At 35.9% G+C, this 18,003-nt stretch carries 17 protein-coding genes; 1 reads left to right on the plus strand and 16 read right to left on the minus strand.

Annotated features, from left to right (window positions below):
- Positions 1-5 precede the first annotated feature (5 nt).
- Genes F952_RS16250 through tviB form a run of 4 tightly spaced genes read right to left on the minus strand, consistent with a single transcriptional unit; the run spans position 6 to position 4,739 of the window.
- Positions 6-1,106, minus strand: coding sequence for a glycosyltransferase (locus F952_RS16250; protein WP_004930796.1), 1,101 nt, complete (start codon positions 1,104-1,106; stop codon positions 6-8).
- The gene (gene murJ / locus F952_RS16255) at positions 1,103-2,398 is read right to left on the minus strand and encodes a murein biosynthesis integral membrane protein MurJ (RefSeq protein ID WP_004930799.1); all 1,296 of its coding nucleotides are present in this window, start codon (positions 2,396-2,398) and stop codon (positions 1,103-1,105) included. Before murJ ends, F952_RS16250 begins: the two co-directional genes overlap by 4 nt.
- Positions 2,398-3,429 (minus strand): NAD-dependent epimerase/dehydratase family protein, encoded by a 1,032-nt coding sequence (locus F952_RS16260; protein ID WP_011181963.1) that lies wholly within the window; start codon positions 3,427-3,429, stop codon positions 2,398-2,400. The genes murJ and F952_RS16260 overlap by 1 nt, the downstream gene beginning before the upstream one ends.
- Before the next feature lie 29 nt (positions 3,430-3,458).
- Entirely contained in the window at positions 3,459-4,739 is a 1,281-nt protein-coding gene (tviB, locus tag F952_RS16265) for a Vi polysaccharide biosynthesis UDP-N-acetylglucosamine C-6 dehydrogenase TviB (RefSeq protein WP_004930805.1), read from the minus strand.
- Between the two features lie 327 nt (positions 4,740-5,066).
- On the opposite strand from tviB, the gene F952_RS16270 reads away from it, so the two are divergent.
- Complete coding sequence (locus F952_RS16270; RefSeq protein ID WP_004930806.1) at positions 5,067-6,485, plus strand: mannose-1-phosphate guanylyltransferase/mannose-6-phosphate isomerase; 1,419 nt, start codon at positions 5,067-5,069, stop codon at positions 6,483-6,485.
- 27 nt (positions 6,486-6,512) lie between these two features.
- Here F952_RS16270 and F952_RS16275 read toward each other — a convergent pair whose 3' ends face one another.
- The 12 genes from F952_RS16275 to F952_RS16330 form a co-directional block, all read right to left on the minus strand.
- On the minus strand, positions 6,513-7,310 hold the full coding sequence (locus F952_RS16275; protein WP_004930808.1) for a glycosyltransferase family 2 protein: 798 nt from the start codon (positions 7,308-7,310) through the stop codon (positions 6,513-6,515).
- Between the two features lie 12 nt (positions 7,311-7,322).
- On the minus strand, positions 7,323-8,342 hold the full coding sequence (locus F952_RS16280) for a glycosyltransferase family 4 protein (RefSeq protein ID WP_004930811.1): 1,020 nt from the start codon (positions 8,340-8,342) through the stop codon (positions 7,323-7,325).
- Between the two features lie 19 nt (positions 8,343-8,361).
- Positions 8,362-9,327 (minus strand): EpsG family protein, encoded by a 966-nt coding sequence (locus F952_RS16285; protein WP_004930813.1) that lies wholly within the window; start codon positions 9,325-9,327, stop codon positions 8,362-8,364.
- 19 nt (positions 9,328-9,346) lie between these two features.
- A complete protein-coding gene (locus tag F952_RS16290) occupies positions 9,347-10,294 on the minus strand; it encodes a glycosyltransferase family 2 protein (protein WP_004930816.1) in 948 nt (315 codons plus the stop codon).
- The gene (locus F952_RS16295; protein WP_004930819.1) at positions 10,284-11,363 is read right to left on the minus strand and encodes a glycosyltransferase family 4 protein; all 1,080 of its coding nucleotides are present in this window, start codon (positions 11,361-11,363) and stop codon (positions 10,284-10,286) included. Before F952_RS16295 ends, F952_RS16290 begins: the two co-directional genes overlap by 11 nt.
- Before the next feature lie 13 nt (positions 11,364-11,376).
- Positions 11,377-11,940 carry a dTDP-4-dehydrorhamnose 3,5-epimerase gene (gene rfbC / locus F952_RS16300; protein ID WP_004930821.1) on the minus strand — a complete coding sequence of 188 codons (564 nt, stop codon included), beginning with the start codon at positions 11,938-11,940 and terminating at the stop codon, positions 11,377-11,379.
- 70 nt (positions 11,941-12,010) lie between these two features.
- The gene (gene rfbA, locus F952_RS16305) at positions 12,011-12,910 is read right to left on the minus strand and encodes a glucose-1-phosphate thymidylyltransferase RfbA (protein WP_004930823.1); all 900 of its coding nucleotides are present in this window, start codon (positions 12,908-12,910) and stop codon (positions 12,011-12,013) included.
- A complete protein-coding gene (gene rfbD, locus F952_RS16310) occupies positions 12,911-13,819 on the minus strand; it encodes a dTDP-4-dehydrorhamnose reductase (protein WP_011181960.1) in 909 nt (302 codons plus the stop codon).
- 18 nt (positions 13,820-13,837) lie between these two features.
- On the minus strand, positions 13,838-14,905 hold the full coding sequence (rfbB, locus tag F952_RS16315; protein ID WP_026057004.1) for a dTDP-glucose 4,6-dehydratase: 1,068 nt from the start codon (positions 14,903-14,905) through the stop codon (positions 13,838-13,840).
- Positions 14,906-14,937: 32 nt separating this feature from the next.
- Positions 14,938-16,188 (minus strand): oligosaccharide flippase family protein, encoded by a 1,251-nt coding sequence (locus F952_RS16320; protein ID WP_004930832.1) that lies wholly within the window; start codon positions 16,186-16,188, stop codon positions 14,938-14,940.
- A complete protein-coding gene (locus F952_RS16325) occupies positions 16,185-17,114 on the minus strand; it encodes a glycosyltransferase family 2 protein (protein WP_004930836.1) in 930 nt (309 codons plus the stop codon). The genes F952_RS16320 and F952_RS16325 overlap by 4 nt, the downstream gene beginning before the upstream one ends.
- Positions 17,104-17,976, minus strand: coding sequence for a glycosyltransferase family 2 protein (locus tag F952_RS16330; protein WP_004930839.1), 873 nt, complete (start codon positions 17,974-17,976; stop codon positions 17,104-17,106). The genes F952_RS16325 and F952_RS16330 overlap by 11 nt, the downstream gene beginning before the upstream one ends.
- Positions 17,977-18,003: the final 27 nt, after the last annotated feature.

Below are 18,003 nucleotides of genomic sequence, written 5' to 3' on the forward strand. Positions count from 1 at the left end.
CCCGTTTAGATCAGCGCCAGATAGGCTTGGGTAATGGCATCCAGCCCATAGATCTGTTCCGCGTGCTGTGATTTCTCGGTTTTTACCTGACCTGTCAGCACAGTTTGAAGGGCCTGTGTCAGGGCCTTTTGATCATGATTAGGCACCAGCACGCCATAACGCCCATCTTCCAGAATCTCACGCGGGCCACTTGGGCAGTCAGTCGAAACAATATTACATTGCAAGGCCAAGGCCTGAATCAGGGCACCTGGCAAGCCTTCCCACTGTGAACTCATCACATAGACATCGGCCTTGGCCATATAGGCAAATGGATTGGCACGAAATCCTGGCATGGACACCGATGCTGCAATTCCTAACGATTCAACAAGTTGTTGCAGTGAGGCACGCTGTTCGCCTTCGCCCAAAATCAATAAATGTGCAGGTGTAAATTGAATCAGCTCGGCAAATGCACGCAACAGCAAACTGTAATTCTTGGCTTCAGTTAAGCGTCCAGCAGCCACAATGACAGGAATATCATGTGTACTGGTAAACCATGCATCATCAACAGTACGCTGTGCCAGATCAAAAAGCTCAGGCGTAATCACAGGGTCATAAATCACTTGTGTCTTGATCAAGCTCACGCCAAGATACTGCTGCATATCCTGTGCCACGCCCTTTGAAACTGGAACCAGCACATCACAGCGCTGATAGACCCAGCGCATTGCCGTTTGCAATAAAAACTTTTTAAGCCCTGTACGGTGCTTCAGATTTATACTGGCAGTACTGGTTTCACGGCAAATCAATTTAGAAGATACACCAGCACGTAACTTGGCCCAATACACCATAATATTGGTATGCGTCATGGTGCTAATGATCGCATCGGGTTGTGCCTGTTTTAGCCATGCTGCAAAGGGCCGAGTCATGTATTTGACTTGTTTACAATTCAGATCGACAAGTTCTACCTGTGGGGCAAGTTCAGCCTGTAGTTTGCCCTTTTCACCCTGTATATTCACCACAATCACAGAGGTATGTACCCCTGCTGCTGCAAAGCCATTTGCCAGTAAAACTGCTGTACGCTCAGCACCACCACCGCCCAAAGTCGGAATGACCAACGCTACTTTTTTCATTGCGTACGTTTCCTATACAGCATAATATTCATCAACAAATACAACGCAGACACCAGATAGACCAGCATGAGTGCCCAACCCAGACTTTGAATCCCAAGCTGCAAATACACCATCAGATACCAGCCTGCCATAAAAAACAAGACCAATGAAATCAGATTGCCCCATACAAAAATTCTGGAAATCCCCAGAGAAACCACCAGACGCGACAACAAGATACACGGCACATAAAAGGGAATATACAACAGCAAGTACTTAAGAATATAAGCTACTTGATGTGTGCTGTCTGCGGTAAAGCGACCACGTTCAAAAACAAGCGCCACAATGGGTTCGACATAGTAATACAGCGGGATCATGATGAATCCGAATATCAACAGACTCGCCGCGGCCAGACGCATACCTTCTCGAATACCTTGTGCCTGATCTTTGACAATTTGCTCGGCAATATGTGGAAATAACACGGAGTTGATGATGATTCCCACCAACATCAGGCCTGTAGAAATCAGCTTGGTGGCATAGTTCAAACTTGCCACCTGACCTGCTCCCAAATACCCGGCCAGATAGTTTGAAATGACTGGTAGTAAGCCCAAAATAGCCGAAGAAAAAACAATCCAGAAAAAATCCTGAATCAATTTCTGATACTTTTTAAAAAATATGCGTTTTGGTGCTTGCCAGCAAAATCCAATCTGGCGTTTGAGGATCACATACTGACCCAAAAAACGCAGCAAAAAACCGAAATACCAGCCGAGTGTCAGCAACAAGGCGGCGGGAATTTGATTAAAACCAAGCAGGATGATGGTTCCTAATGGAATACCCAGAGAAAATAAATTATTAATGAGATTACGCTTTTCGGCATTTAAAATGCTATCGAAGTATGAGGTCAGACCTTGCAGCACAATCATGGGACACAACAACAGTCCAATCCAAAGCACCTGCTGGTTTTGAACAGCACTCCCATGTAGAAAAAAGGGCTGCAAACAGATGCTGTAAACGAGACAAATAAATGAAAGTGCCAACAAAAACAGTAGATTTAACCCCATCAGCTCTGAAAAAAACTGTCGATGTTTCTCTTGTACCTTGGCCTGTAAATAAGCGGGCATAATTGTGGCATTGATGGATGAGCCATACAGGCTTACCAAATACAGCGGCACACTGAGTGCCAGATAAAACACATCAATGGCAGCCGACGTACCAAAATGGTACGCCACCAGCATCTCCTTAATAAAACCGAGTGCGCTGACGGCGATGCCAATCAGCAACACCAGTACCGAAGATGACAGGAGTTTTTTATACATCAGGCTGAGGTCAGGTCCTGCACATACCAATGCATGGCTTTATGAACCCCTTGCGCAAATCTGTATTCTGGTTGATACCCCAGTAACTGACTAATCTTGCCAATATCAGCCTGTGAATGGCGCACATCACCTGCACGAAACTCACGATATACCGCAGGCTTGTTGTAATGAATCCCATTTTCAGCCAGAGCACTTTGTAGTGTGGCAAATAACTGGTTAAGTGTGGTTCGATCCCCCACCGCCACGTTATACACCTGATTTTTAGCGGCTGCATCTTGCGTTGTGGCTGCCAAAAGATTGGCCTGAACCGTATTTTCGATAAAACAGAAATCGCGACTGGTTTCACCATCACCATTGATAAAAACATCCTCGCCCTGAATCATGGCTGCGGTCCATTTTGGGATGACCGCTGCATAGGCACCATTTGGGTCCTGACGCTGCCCAAATACATTAAAGTAACGCAGTCCAATACAGTAAAAGCCATAACTGCGTGCAAATACATCGGCATACAGCTCATTAACATATTTGGTGACCGCATACGGTGAAAGCGGTTTGCCAATATGATCTTCCAGTTTTGGCAAGGCAGGATGGTCACCATAAGTGGAGCTACTGGCAGCATAGGTAAAACTTTTGACTTGTGCATCACGCGCAGCCACCAGCATATTTAAGAAGCCGCCAATGTTCACGCTATTGGTCGTAATCGGGTCGACTAATGAGCGTGGCACAGAACCCAGTGCAGCCTGATGCAGTACATAATCCACGCCTTCACATGCAGCCTGACAGTCCTGCAACTGACAGATATCACCGCGAATAAACTTAAAATTATTCCACTGCTCGCGACTCACCAAACCTTGAACTTCATCCAGATTGTGCTGGTGCCCTGTGGCAAAGTTATCTAGCCCAATCACGCGTTGATCAAGCTTAAGCAGTGTCTCAAGCAAATTTGAGCCAATAAACCCTGCAACGCCTGTAATCAACCAAGTCTTGGGTGCGGCCTGCAATGTGATACATTGTTTTTGATAAGCTGTCATGACCATATCATCCATCCTGAGTGTGCGACTTACAGACGAATATCTGACTGCTGACGATCCAGCACATATTTCAGATCATAAATCACATGGTTACTGCGTCCCAGCGCATGTATGGCGGCTGCACCCATTGCTTTAAACTGCTGATGTGCCACCGCTAAAATGATGGCATCGTAACTGCCCTGCGCTGGCTCGGCAATCAGATCAATCGCATATTCATGACGCGTTTCTTCTGCATCTGCCCATGGGTCATAAACATCGACCTGCATGTTAAAATCTTTAAGCTCGCTAATAATATCGACAATTTTGGTATTACGAATATCGGGGCAGTTTTCTTTAAAAGTTAAGCCTAAAATCAGCACTTTGGCATCTTCAATCTGGATGCGCTTTTTGTTCATGCTCTTGATGAGCTGATTGGCCACGTACATACTCATGTTGTCGTTTAGACGACGCCCTGCCAGTATAATCTCTGGATGATAGCCAATCGCCTGAGCCTTATGCGTCAGGTAATACGGGTCAACCCCAATGCAGTGTCCACCCACCAAACCTGGGCGAAACGGCAAGAAATTCCATTTGGTTCCTGCGGCTTCAAGCACATCCTGCGTATCGATACCCATCTTATTAAAAATAATGGCAAGCTCATTGATTAAGGCAATATTGACATCACGCTGGGTGTTTTCAATCACCTTTGCTGCTTCTGCGACTTTAATACTTGGCGCCTTATGCGTACCCACTTCAATAATCAATTGGTACACTGCATCGACATAATCTGCAACTTCTGGTGTAGAACCTGCCGTGATTTTTAAAATATTGGTCACGCGGTGGGCTTTATCGCCTGGATTAATACGCTCTGGACTATAGCCTGTAAAAAAATCCTGATTGAAAGTTAGACCTGACACCTGTTCCAGTACAGGGACACAGACTTCTTCGGTGGCACCCGGATATACCGTCGACTCATACACCACGATATCGTCTTTTTTGAGCACCTTGCCAATGCTTTGTGAAGCCTTGATTAGTGGGGTCAAGTCAGGCTGTTTAAACTGATCGATTGGGGTAGGTACGGTCACAATAAAGAAATTACAGTCTTTCAAGTCCGATAGATCACAAGAATAACTTAACAACTGTGCCTGCTTGAGTTCTTCGGGAGTCACTTCAAGGGTATGATCTTGCCCCTGCTGTAGCTCTGCCACACGCTTTTGATGGATATCAAAACCCACAACAGATACATGCTTGCCAAACTCTACGGCCAGCGGTAAGCCCACATAACCTAAACCAATGATAGCAATACGAAGATTTTGTAGATCCAGAGGCATGCGACAAGACATAAACGTTGATTATTCTGTGAATAGATAACGTTATTCTACAACATTCTCAACACTGAAATGTGTCATTTTTTTCCATGAAATTTAATCATAAACCAGATTTAAAGCTTTCGTCTTATTGCTGTAAAACATCAGGATTAAGATCATATAAAGAATCATGCATGCCATGTAAATATGATGATGTTCAGATTTTTTTATAAATCCGTAAATTCTGTCTATACATGGCTTTATTTTTTTTTACAAAGCAATCATGATGCTCAATTTTTAGTGTATATCTAATTTCTGTATTCAGGTACATATTCAAAGTAAAGGTTTAACATGACAACTAAAATCTTACCTGTCATCATGGCAGGTGGTAGTGGTACACGATTATGGCCCTTATCACGTACACAATATCCGAAACAATTTTTAAAACTTTCTCCTGATGGCTATACATTATTACAAGCCACGCTATTGCGCTTAAAAAATCTGGATTGTGCAGACCCACTACTCATTTGTAATGAAGAGCATCGCTTTTTGGCAGCCGAGCAAATGCGTGAAATAGGTATCTCTGCCAAGATTATTCTGGAGCCAGAAGGTAAAAATACTGCACCTGCAATTACTCTTGCTGCACTGTATCAAATTCAACAGGCTCAAGACTCAGATACAATCATGCTAGTGTTAGCAGCCGATCATGTCATTACCGAACAAGACAAATTTGAACAGAGTATTACGCAAGCACTAGAACTTGCCAAACTCGATAAACTGGTCACCTTCGGGATTGTGCCTACACATGCAGAGACAGGCTACGGTTATATCGAAAAAGGCAACAGCGAGCTTAATGGCTTTCAGGTACAACGCTTCGTAGAGAAACCCGATGCTGCCACAGCCCAAGAATACTTAGAGAGTCAGAAGTTTCTTTGGAACAGCGGCATGTTCATGTTTAAAGCCGATATTTATTTAAACGAACTGCAACAGCATGCACAGGATATTTATAACTCATGCGTTGCTTCCATGCAGGACACCAAAGCAGATCTAGATTTTATCCGTATTGATAAAGAGGCCTTTAAGCAATGCCGTTCTGAGTCAATTGACTATGCTGTGATGGAACAAACCAAAGATGCTGTGGTCGTGCCGCTCGATGCCAATTGGAACGATGTTGGCTCTTGGTCTGCGCTTTGGGATATTCAGGATAAAGACGACCAAGGCAATGTGATTCAAGGTGATGTCATTACTGTAAAAAGCCAAAATAATTATGTCTTTAGCGAAAGCCGTTTGGTCAGTTTACTGGGCGTTGACAATCTGGTGGTGATTGAAACCAAAGATGCGATACTGGTTGCAGACAAATCCAAAGTACAAGACATTAAAAAGATTGTCGAAAGTATTAAGGAGCAAGGCCGTACTGAACATTTCTGCCACCGCGAAGTGTACAGACCATGGGGCAAATACGATAGTATTGACCATGCAGAGCGCTATCAGGTAAAACGAATTACGGTGAAACCTGGTCAGAAGCTCTCGATCCAGATGCATCATCATCGCTCTGAACACTGGATTGTGGTGAATGGCACCGCCAAAATTCACAAAGGAAAAGAGTCTTTTTTACTCACAGAAAATCAATCGACTTATATTCCTTTAGGTGAGATACATGCCCTTGAAAATCCAGGTAAAGTGCCTTTAGAGCTGATTGAAGTACAATCGGGATCTTACTTAGGTGAAGATGATATTGTTCGTTTCGAAGACTTATATGGTCGTTGTTGATTCGAAAACGAAATGGATAAAATAACTTTATCCATTTCGTTGTTTTAAGCATTTTCCATTGAGTGAGCTTCTCTGAGCATCATACAACCAGCCCCACTTACAAAAATACTGCCATGCACTTTTCAAATGTGCTTTGAGTAGCGTCTTGTTTTTATATGAGCCTTGCTCATGTAAATGTATGACTTGTGCTAATGGATAATAAATATTTCCAAATTTTTCTGCACAACGTCTCGATAGATCAACATCTTCCATATACATAAAAAAACGCTCATCAAAACCACCCAATTCTAACAATGCTTTAGATCTGAATAACATAAAACATCCATGTAGATACGGTGCAAATATAGGCTTCGATAAATCAAAATTTTTCAACAAATAGTCTTCATCTAGTTGCTCCGCATACTTCGGAGAAAAGCGACGTGCAAAAAGGTTGAATGGAGATGGTAAAAGACGCGCTCCATATTGATTTTCACCATTCTCATATACAATTTTAGGTAAAAAGAGAGCTTCTTCACGTGTTTGGATAAAGTTTAATAATTTTTCAAATTCAGATGATTCGAAGACAATATCTGGATTACATATCAAAAAGTAATCGGACTGCGCTGCAAATCGCTTAATTGCATAATTATGGCCATAGCCAAAGCCAAAATTACCATCCGATTTTAAATAAGTTATTTTCGGATGATGATATGTTGAAGCCCAATCACTATGATCATTATCGACTAGGACAATTTTATTGATTGAAGATACTGCCAACAGACTATCTAAAGTTTGCTTTAAATCAGAGTAGCTATGTTTATATATCACAATAGAAGCAATTACCATAAGAATTCCTTTTTATTGATATTGAGATAAAATCTCATATGTTTTTTCAGCACACTTCTTCCATGATAATTCTTGAACATATTTTAAATTATCATCAATAATTTTTTGAGAAATATCTCCTCTTAACAATTTAAATATTCCTTCAGAAATTGAGTCTATTGAGGTGGGTTCAATAAGAATTGCTCTATGCTCACATAGTTCTTTAATAGCAGTAGTATTACTGGTTAAAACTGGAACAGAAAATTGCATAGCCTCAAGTGGAGGCAATCCAAACCCTTCATATAATGAGGGATAACAAAAACCTAATGTATTTTTATAAAGATACTGTAGCTCAGTATCTGAAACATGTCCTGTAAAAATAATATCATCAGTATTTATTTCATCAATACCAGCTTCATTAAAAACTCTATTTACACCTTTTTTTCCAACAATAACTAATTTAATTTCTGATTTAGTTTCGTTCTTATACTGAATAAATGCAGAAATTAAACGAGTTAAATTTTTACGTGGCTCTAAAGAACCCACACTTAAAATATAAGGTGGTAAATTTAAAAATTTATTTTCTTCTTGCAAACCATCTTCAATATTAACAATATCAACTCCATTATATATAACAGAAATTTTATATTCTGGAATTTTAAGATTTTCGATAATTTTGTTTTTTGAAAATTCTGATATAGTAATAATATGATTAACTTTATGTGCTAATTTCGGCTGTAAGAATTTATACCACCATACAAACTTAGGATTCAGCCATTCAGGGTGATCAAAAGGTACTGTATCATGAATTGTAACAACCTGATTGGCGTAAGATAAAGGACCTGTATTACTAGGACACCATAAAAGCTCTTTATCTTTGCAATGACGAGGTAAAATAAATTGTTCCCAAAAATGCCCTTTTAAACCAGACGAAAATTTCTCTTCAGGGCTGATCTGTTGAATTGAAGAATCTGTCCAATTTTCAATAATTTTTTTGGTATAGCGTTGAACACCAGTGGTATGTCCTAGTAAGTTTCTACAATTTATAATCATATTTAAAAAACCTCATTTACTAAAAAAAATTAAGAAAAAAATTAAATTTCTGATTTAATATCGCTCCAGGCTTAATCAGCAAATTATAAAAACAAACAAATAAGTAAGAAAAATAGATTATAAGAAAAAAATAATCCCTCTTATATAGATTCGATAAATATATAATAAAAATTATTGAAAACATTTCAAAAAAACGAGTACTTACAGCTGGAAGTTGATAAAGAGAATAGTATAAAACAACCCCCATTAAAGTAGAAAAATATTCAAATGAAAAAACTTTAGATTTAAATTTTAAACTTACATAAATCAGAAAAAATAATTGCAACATTGGCAACAATGCAAAAAAATTAAAATAGTTATAAACATCGAAATCAATATATGATTCCACTCTTTCCCCACCAAATATCTTTATATAATATATAAAACACAAATTAAATATCACATATAGAAAAATAGATAATTTTGTAATCTTTTTAATTGAAAATAAATACGTTATTACCAAAGGAAAAATAGATAAATGAACTAAAACTGATGAAAACAAAAAGATATATTTAATTATGCTACTACGCACAGAGTAAATTGCGTATAATGCTAATGCTAATGCTAATGCTATACGTATTTGGATATAGTCATGTAAAAACAAATATAAAGAACAGTATAAAAACAACAGAGCTATAATATTATGTGTACTTTTCGCAAAAGCGGAAAATTTTAAATATAAAGTTGAAGCTGCACAAAAAAACACAAACACATTGAAACCAAAACCTGAAAAGAACTTATTAATAATTAAAAAAAATGGGTCTTTTAAGGAAAAAATAATCTCGTTAAAACTACTTGCACTTGCTTGATTAAAATAATCAACATAAACATAGTAGTCGAGCCAGATTGAATTATCCTTTAAACCAACAAGAAAAATCAATATTGGAATAAAAATAAAATAATAAGAAAAATTCTTAAAAATGATATTATCATTTGAAATATTCATATATCAGACCACTATATAATCAGAAAAATAAAAAATTTAGATAATTAATACCTCTCTTTATTTCTCCTCTCCTAAATCTATTTGCAACTATCAAAAATATTGAAAATCTAACATAAAAATAATAATTCCCATAAAATCTCTTTGATATTAACAACCGATTTCTGACACTATAATAATCAGCTATATCACTTTTACCTTTTCCTGTAGATGCTCCATGTTTATGGTATACAATACTTTTACTTGCAATACCCACGTCTAAATTTTTCTGTCTAATTCGATTACAAATATCGATTTCTTCATAATATAGAAAATAATCTTCACACATAAGTCCGACTTGTTGTAAGCACAGTCGGTTAAACATCATAGAAGCACCAATAACATAATCTACTTTCTTTTCATAATTTAGCTCATCAATATTTTCATCTATTGCGAGCTCATTTCCTATTTCTTTTGTCGTACAAAACTTAGGATTTATTATTCCACCAATACCTTGTACTTTTGTTCTATTTTCAAATTCAACTAATTTTGAGCCAACAACACCATATTTTCTATTCGATTCAAATTTATCAATTAAATAATCCAAACTATCCGATGCAACTTCAGTATCATTATTTAAAATCCATACATATTGCATAGCTTCTTGATTAAGAGCAAATCTTACCCCTCTATTATTCCCACCCGCATAACCATAATTTTTTTCATTTTTAATTAAAACAATTTTATAATTTGAGTTCTTATAATTAGGAATTTCATTTTCAGAAATAATCAAATTAGAAATATTAGTTTGATCTAAAACAAAATTTTTAATTTCTTCATATGACTCTTTTTTTGAATCATTGTCACATACGACTATAGTTACATCTTCAATTCTGTTTAGATTTAGAACACTTTTGATACAATGAATTGTATCCTGTGCAGAGTTCCAATTCAAAATTACAACATATACCGAAGAATAATTAATATTCATATAATAGGTGCTCCCATTTCTTTGAAATTTCATCAATTGAATAGCTTTTGGCTATCTCCAGAGCCTCTATCTGATCTTGTAAAATTTGCTTATCTGAAATATGTTTTCCATCTAAAATCTGGATAGCTTTTTCTACAAAACTACTTTCAGTAAAAATATTCTTATTTAAGAATTTAGTACCTAAAATAATTTTAGGTCCATTGTGATCTGTACATAATGGAATGCATCCACATGCCATTGCTTCAATAATAACCATACCAAAAAGCTCTTCCCAATCTTTTGTTCTTTTTGATGGGAGCAATAAGTATTTAGTATTGTTAAAAATTTCTGCAATCTTTCTTCTATCTGAAATATAACCTAGAAATTGAATATTATGATTTCTAAGTAAACTCTGTTTAATTTTTTCTTCTTCAGAGCCAGCTCCAACAAACACCACCTTTAGATTAGATAAGGTCTCTGATATTTTTAAAATATCAGATATTCCTTTGCTCTCTATAAGCCGACCAACATAAACTACATCATTTTCCCGAAATGAATCGTTTTGATTATAAAAAACACTCTCATCATATGAATGGTAAACAATCTCTATCTTAGATCTCTCGACCCTCATATGCTCAATAAGTTGATCTCTAACCGTTTGTGTCACTACAGCAATATTTTTTACAGTATTTTTTAAAAAAAATTGCCACTGCAATGCAATGTATTTTTTGATAATTGGTTTTGGCTCGTATGGAAATTTACTACCGTCCCATATATGCCAAGAGGTATGATAAGTAACATTTGCAAATTTTAAAATACGATTAAAAAAAATGATCCTCCAGTTCTCTGGAGCAATTCCGATAATTACATTAGTATTTTTTAAATAATTTGGAAATAAAAAACAAAATACAAAGAAGAAAAAATCTTTGATTGCTTTTTTGATCAATGAAAGATTTTTTTTCTTTAATCCCCGATAGATTAATTTAAGAGTTAAGAACTCACGAAAACAAACTGACTCTTGTTTCTTTTTAGCAGCAGCTACAGCCCCCATATAATGAGAAGGTTCGCCATGTTCATGAATAATTAGCATTAATCTATATCACTTAAAATTTATCAGCTTGAATCAGTTGTGGTGCTAAACGATCTTTATCGGTCAAAAGAATTTCTAGGTCTTTTTCAATAGGCCATTCAATATTAATCGTTTCATCATTCCATACAATGGATCGCTCACATTCTTTAGAGTAATAATCTGTCGTCTTGTATAAAAACTGAGTATTATCTTCTAAAGCAATAAAGCCATGTGCAAACCCTGCTGGAATCCAAAACTGTTTATGGTTATCTGCCGTCAGTTCAACTCCGACCCATTCACCAAATGTAGATGAATTTTCACGAATATCTACTGCAACATCCCACGCTCGACCTTGTACTACCCGCACCAATTTGCCTTGAGCATGCGGGTTGAGCTGATAGTGCAATCCACGAAGTACCCCTTTTTTAGAAAAGGAATGATTGTCCTGAACAAACTTAGGTATATCCAAACCACGTTCAGTCAATGCCTGCTCAAATACTTGCTGATTAAAGCTTTCCATAAACCAGCCACGATCATCACCAAATACCCGTGGTTCAAAGATGAGTAAATCTTTGATTTTAGTTTCAATAATATTCATATTTTTACCTGATTGATAATCGGCAAGAAGTGATTTATTTCATTATAAATCACTTCTGCCAATTTAAGGGTTAAGCTTTATTTGACTGGTCTTTATATAACTTAAGCAAATACTGCCCATAGCCTGTTTTTTTGAAAAACTCGCCACGTGCTTTAAGCTGATCTGCGTTAATCCAGCCATTATTAAATGAAATCTCTTCCAGACTCGCCACCTTTAAGCCCTGACGATGCTCAATGGTCTGTACAAACTGGCTTGCTTCCAATAGTGAGTCATGTGTACCTGTATCTAACCATGCAAAACCACGGCCAAGTACTTCTACATTGAGATTATTTTGCTGTAGGTACACATTATTCACATCTGTAATTTCGAGCTCACCACGGTGGGAGGGTTTGATATTTTTCGCAATTTCAACCACAGTGTTATCGTAAAAATAGAGACCGGTAACCGCATAGTTAGACTTGGGCTGCTCAGGTTTTTCTTCAATACTTAATGCTTTACCATTTTCATCAAAATCGACCACGCCAAAGCGCTCTGGATCATTGACATAATAACCAAATACCGTTGCACCTGTCTGCTGCTCGGCCGCACGCTTAAGCTGCTGACCAAAACTTTGGCCATAGAAAATATTATCACCTAAGATTAATGTAACGTTATCTTGCCCAATAAATTCTTCACCCAATATAAACGCTTGTGCCAAGCCATCTGGTGATGGCTGTACTTTATAAGAGAGACGAATACCCAGTTCCTCACCCGTTCCCAATAATTTTTCAAAATTTGGTAGGTCTTCTGGTGTTGAAATAATTAAAATATCTTGAATCCCTGCCAGCATAAGCACTGACAATGGATAATAGATCATTGGTTTATCATAGATTGGCAATAACTGCTTAGATGTACCCATGGTAATTGGGTACAAGCGTGTACCTGAGCCACCCGCCAGAATAATACCTTTACGTTGTTTTGATGCTGTCATTTATAGGGTCTCTTTAATCATATGCTCAACACCTTGCTGCCATTGAGGAAGGTGTAAAGCAAACATTTGTTGGAGTTTCTGAGTATTTAATCTTGAGTTGAGCGGTCGAACTGCTGGTGTAGGATAATCAACTGTCGATATTGGCTTCACTGTTTTAAGCTGAAGTGCTAATCCATGTGCTTTGGCAACATCAAAGATATAATTTGCATAAGCATACCAAGATGTCTCACCCTGAGCGGCCAAATGATAATGACCGAGCAAATGCTTTTGCTGAAGTTGTGGCTGCAAAGCATAATAACGAACAATTTGTGCTGTCACATCTGCAATTAAAGCTGCGCCAGTAGGTGCACCAATCTGATCATCAATAATGCTAAGTTCATCTTTACTTTGAGCCAGCTTAAGCATGGTTTTTATAAAGTTATGACCACGTGAAGCATACACCCAGCTTGTACGTAAATTGATAAACTTTACCTGACTTTGTTCAAGCGCAATCTCACCATTTCGTTTGGTTTTTCCATACGCATTTTGAGGTTCTGTCGTATCATCTTCCTGCCAAGCTGCTGTGCCCTGTCCATTAAATACATAATCTGTAGAATAATGTATGAGTAAAGCATCTATTGCTTTGCATTGCTCGGCCAAATGCTTCACAGCAATATGATTGACCAAATCGGCCTGTTCAACCTCTGACTCTGCTTTATCAACCGCCGTATATGCAGTTGCATTGAGCACAATATCAGGTTGGAATGTTTGTATCACTTTTTCAATGGCTTCAAAATTTGTGATATCACCACTAAAGCCATGCTCAACATCTTCATATCGATCTAAAGCAATAACTTCACCTAAGGGCTGAAGCGATCGTTGTAATTCCCAGCCGACTTGTCCATTTTTGCCCAATATCAGTATTTTCATGTGACCCATCTCTTTCACCTAGGCTTGGTATTGGTTTTGTACCCAGTTTTGGTACTCGCCGCTTTGCACATGCTTTACCCATTCCTGATTTGCCAGATACCATTCAACTGTTTTACGCAATCCAGATTCAAAAGTCTCTTGAGGCACCCAACCCAGATCTTTCTTAATTTTACTGGCATCAATGGCATAACGTAAGTCATGTCCAGGGCGATCTTTTACATAAGTGATCAGATCCTGATAGTTTGCAATACCTTCTGGCTTATTGGGTGCTAGCTCTTCAAGTAAATTGCAAATCGCTTTCACGACATCAATATTTTGCTGTTCATTGTGCCCACCAATATTATAAGTTTCTCCAACCTTAGCTTCAGTTACAACTTTATATAAGGCACGTGCATGATCTTCAACATACAACCAATCACGAATCTGGGCACCATTCCCATAAACAGGTAAAGGCTTGCCAGCAAGTGCATTTAGAATAACAAGCGGAATAAGCTTTTCTGGAAAGTGGTATGGTCCATAGTTATTAGAACAATTCGTTAATACCACAGGTAAGCCATAGGTACGATGCCAAGCACGTACTAAATGGTCAGAGCTGGCTTTACTTGCAGAATACGGAGAGCTCGGTGCATATGGTGTGGTTTCCACAAATAAATCTTCTGTACCTTCCAAATCACCATACACTTCATCTGTTGAAATATGATGAAAGCGGAACTCTGCTTTTTTATCTTGTGCCAGACCATTCCAATAATGTCTTGCAGCTTCTAATAACTGATAAGTTCCAAGAATATTGGTTTCAATAAATGCTGCTGGTCCTGTAATCGAACGGTCAACATGTGACTCTGCTGCCAGGTGCATAACAGCATCTGGTTGAAACGTTTCAAACAACTGATCTAATGCCGCACGATCACAGATATCTGTTTGAGAAAACTGATAGCGTGAATTGTCTGCGACTTTCGCCAATGACTCCAAATTACCAGCATAAGTTAGTTTATCGACATTAAGTACAGTATTATCAGTATTCTGAATAATATGACGTACCACTGCCGAACCAATAAAACCAGCACCACCTGTTATTAATATTTTCATCATTATTACTCCGATAAAAAATTAAAATAAAATTACAAGTATTTATTTCTCTTAAAATAGAAAAACAAATATAAAGCAAATAAAAAAACCAAAATCAACTCTGTTAAAAAAACTGATAAAGCAATACCATACACACCATAATTGGAAATTAAAAAATACAGATAAGTAAAGTGAAAAAACAAACCAATCAAGTAGAATCTTTTTAATACAAATGCCCTACCTAAAGGTATTATATTTAAATTAACCAAAACCATAGCGACTCCAACTATAGCTTGAGATAAAATCATAATATTCAGCAGCTTTATTAATTCTTCCACATGACTAAAAAATAGATTATAAATAGAGTTTCCAATCCAAATATTAAGCAAAAACCCAATAAAAGAAACAACAAGAAAAAAGGTAATAATTTTAGAAGATAGCTTAATACTTTCCCAGTATTTATGCTGATTAGCTAAAGTACAGAATTTACTGTAAAATGCCTGAATAAATGGACCAAAAACCATTTTCAAAGTACTAGAAATTTTATCTGCTATACTATAAAGTCCAAGAAAAGCATCTCCAAAAAAATATTTAACAAATAATGGATTTAAATAAGTAAAGCCCAAAGTAATTGAAGATGCAAGGAAAATATGATAGCTATCTTTTACAAGAAGAAAAGAATATGATAAATCAAATAATTTATAGTCAATAGCTGTTATTTTCTTTTTTATCAAATAATATAAAGAAAAGAAACCAATTAGAATTGAAGAAAAAAATTGCACCCAAATACAATACATCAGATCGTCTTTAACTTTAACAGTAAATATTATTAAGAAAAAAGATATCAATCGAAAAAAAACAGTAATTAAGGCAAGTGCTGAATTTTTACCTATAGCCTGATAAAGCCAAGCAGATGATAATACTGTACCTAATGTAGTTAAACTGGAAATTAATAAGATATTTTTATCAATATCACTAAAAACAATAAAATCAAAAGATAGGAAAAAAACTGTAAAAATTATTATAAAAATCGAAATAAAAAATTTAATACTTTGTGTATTATTAAATATTTTATCCCTGTCCCTTGCATCCGAAACTGCGAACTTCTGAGCAGATGATTGGTTGAATCCAAAATCGACAATAAAAATCATCAATAAGCTACATATTTGATAGAAACTTAATTTACCATAACCATCCAAACCTAAAATTTTCACCAAATAGGTCATTAAAAAAATAGGTAATACAAAATTAACTATTTGTATTAAATACAGATATCCTACTTCTTTTAACTCTTTGGATTTCATAAAAACAACCATACCAAATAACTTAGGATGAGAGGTTCACCAAATTTAATCTGCTTAAAAATTTTATTTTTTTCTAAAAAAGGCATATTACCTTTAAGGAAATCATAAAATCTATTACTTTCGTAAGAAAGAATTTTATTTGAACAAGTTTTATCAATATAAATTTCCATCTTTTTCTTATGTAATAATCCCTTATCAAGTAAGTCTCTGAAATTCAATATACTCTTTATCTGCCTTAATATATTAATATTCATGCCTGGCACACCAACTGTATTTCCTCCATGTTGTCTATATTTAATTAAGGGTTCATCTAAATAAGCAATTTTCCCATAAAAAGATGCAACAAAAGCAAGCCACCAATCATGCATTCTAAAGTTTTCAGGTAATGGTTGAATCGACTCTAATAAAGATTTATTTACAACCATTGCACAACCAGGAATATGATTGCTTAGTAAAAAATCAAATGGAGAACTACACATCGAACTCTTGATAGAGTTTCGATAGAACGAATCAGCTATAATATTCAATGATCGATCTACTATCTGTAAATCACTAAATACTAAAGTTGGAACTTTTATATTATTTTTATATTCATGCTTTTGAATGTGATCTAACATCTTTTGAATTTTATCTTTCATCCAAAAATCATCTTGATCACATAAAAAAATATATTCTGAATTACAGTGACCTAATATCTTTAAAAAATTTTTTGAAGCACCCAACCCTTTTATATTATCTTTATAAATTTTTAATTTACCTTGTTCATATAATTTATGATTTTCACACAAAGTTAAAGTATTATCTGTTGAGCCATCATCCCTTAAATGAATCATAAAATCTTGATATGTTTGATTAGAAATTGAATTCAACATTTCTTGAATATATTTCTCACCATTATATGTCGCAAGAGCAATATCAATTAGCATGATTCTCACCATTTTGTGTTTTATTAATCTGATTACAACAACGAGGATGTACACCAGAAAAAAAAGTATTCAAAATAATTAATATATTAGAAAATCTTAAATATAAAATCTCTCTCAATATTCTCTTTCCTATTCTTAGGAGACGAAGTTCTGAGTAGTGTTTTACTGTTAAGACCTCATCATATAATCTTTCCTTTTTACGCCATTTAGCAATCACTCCCTCAGCACCGGATAAAGAATGATTTAAAAAAGTTTGAGTAGAAATTAAAAAACCATCTCTTCCAAGTTTATTTAAGCGTCTAAAAAAGCTAAAATCTACGCCATACAGCGCAAATTTTGGATCAAAGAGTTCTAAATTATATTTTTTGAAAGTATTTTTTATTTTATTAGAAATGATAAGACCTGATCCTATCGAGAACAACTCACCTCTGCTTTCTATTACACCATTTTCAGAAATTATTTGCTCATTAAGTTTCGGATAATACTGCTTTTTATCAATAATCGACATTATCTTTGGTAATTCAAGATCAATATTATTCATTTGGAATAAAAATTTTTCATAGCTCGAATTAATTTCTGTATCATCATCAAATAACACATAATAATCTGCATCAATAGCGTTTATAAAATCATTATAAATCCAGCTTAATGGTTTATTCTGAATTTGATTTTCAAATTCTACATGCTTATGTTTTTTAGATAACGCTATAAAAAAAGGATCATGGCCATCTAAACTTTCTGGTCCATTATTTACGATCAGCAATTGATCCAGTTGATGTGAAAATTTGATTAAACTTTGTAACGTTTTAGATTCTTCAAAACGCTTTCCATACAATATCACTACCATGGCAATTGTTTTCATAATCGTATCCATATCTCAAAATTGTAT

This window comes from Acinetobacter baylyi DSM 14961 = CIP 107474, assembly GCF_000368685.1.
Lineage (GTDB): Bacteria > Pseudomonadota > Gammaproteobacteria > Pseudomonadales > Moraxellaceae > Acinetobacter > Acinetobacter baylyi.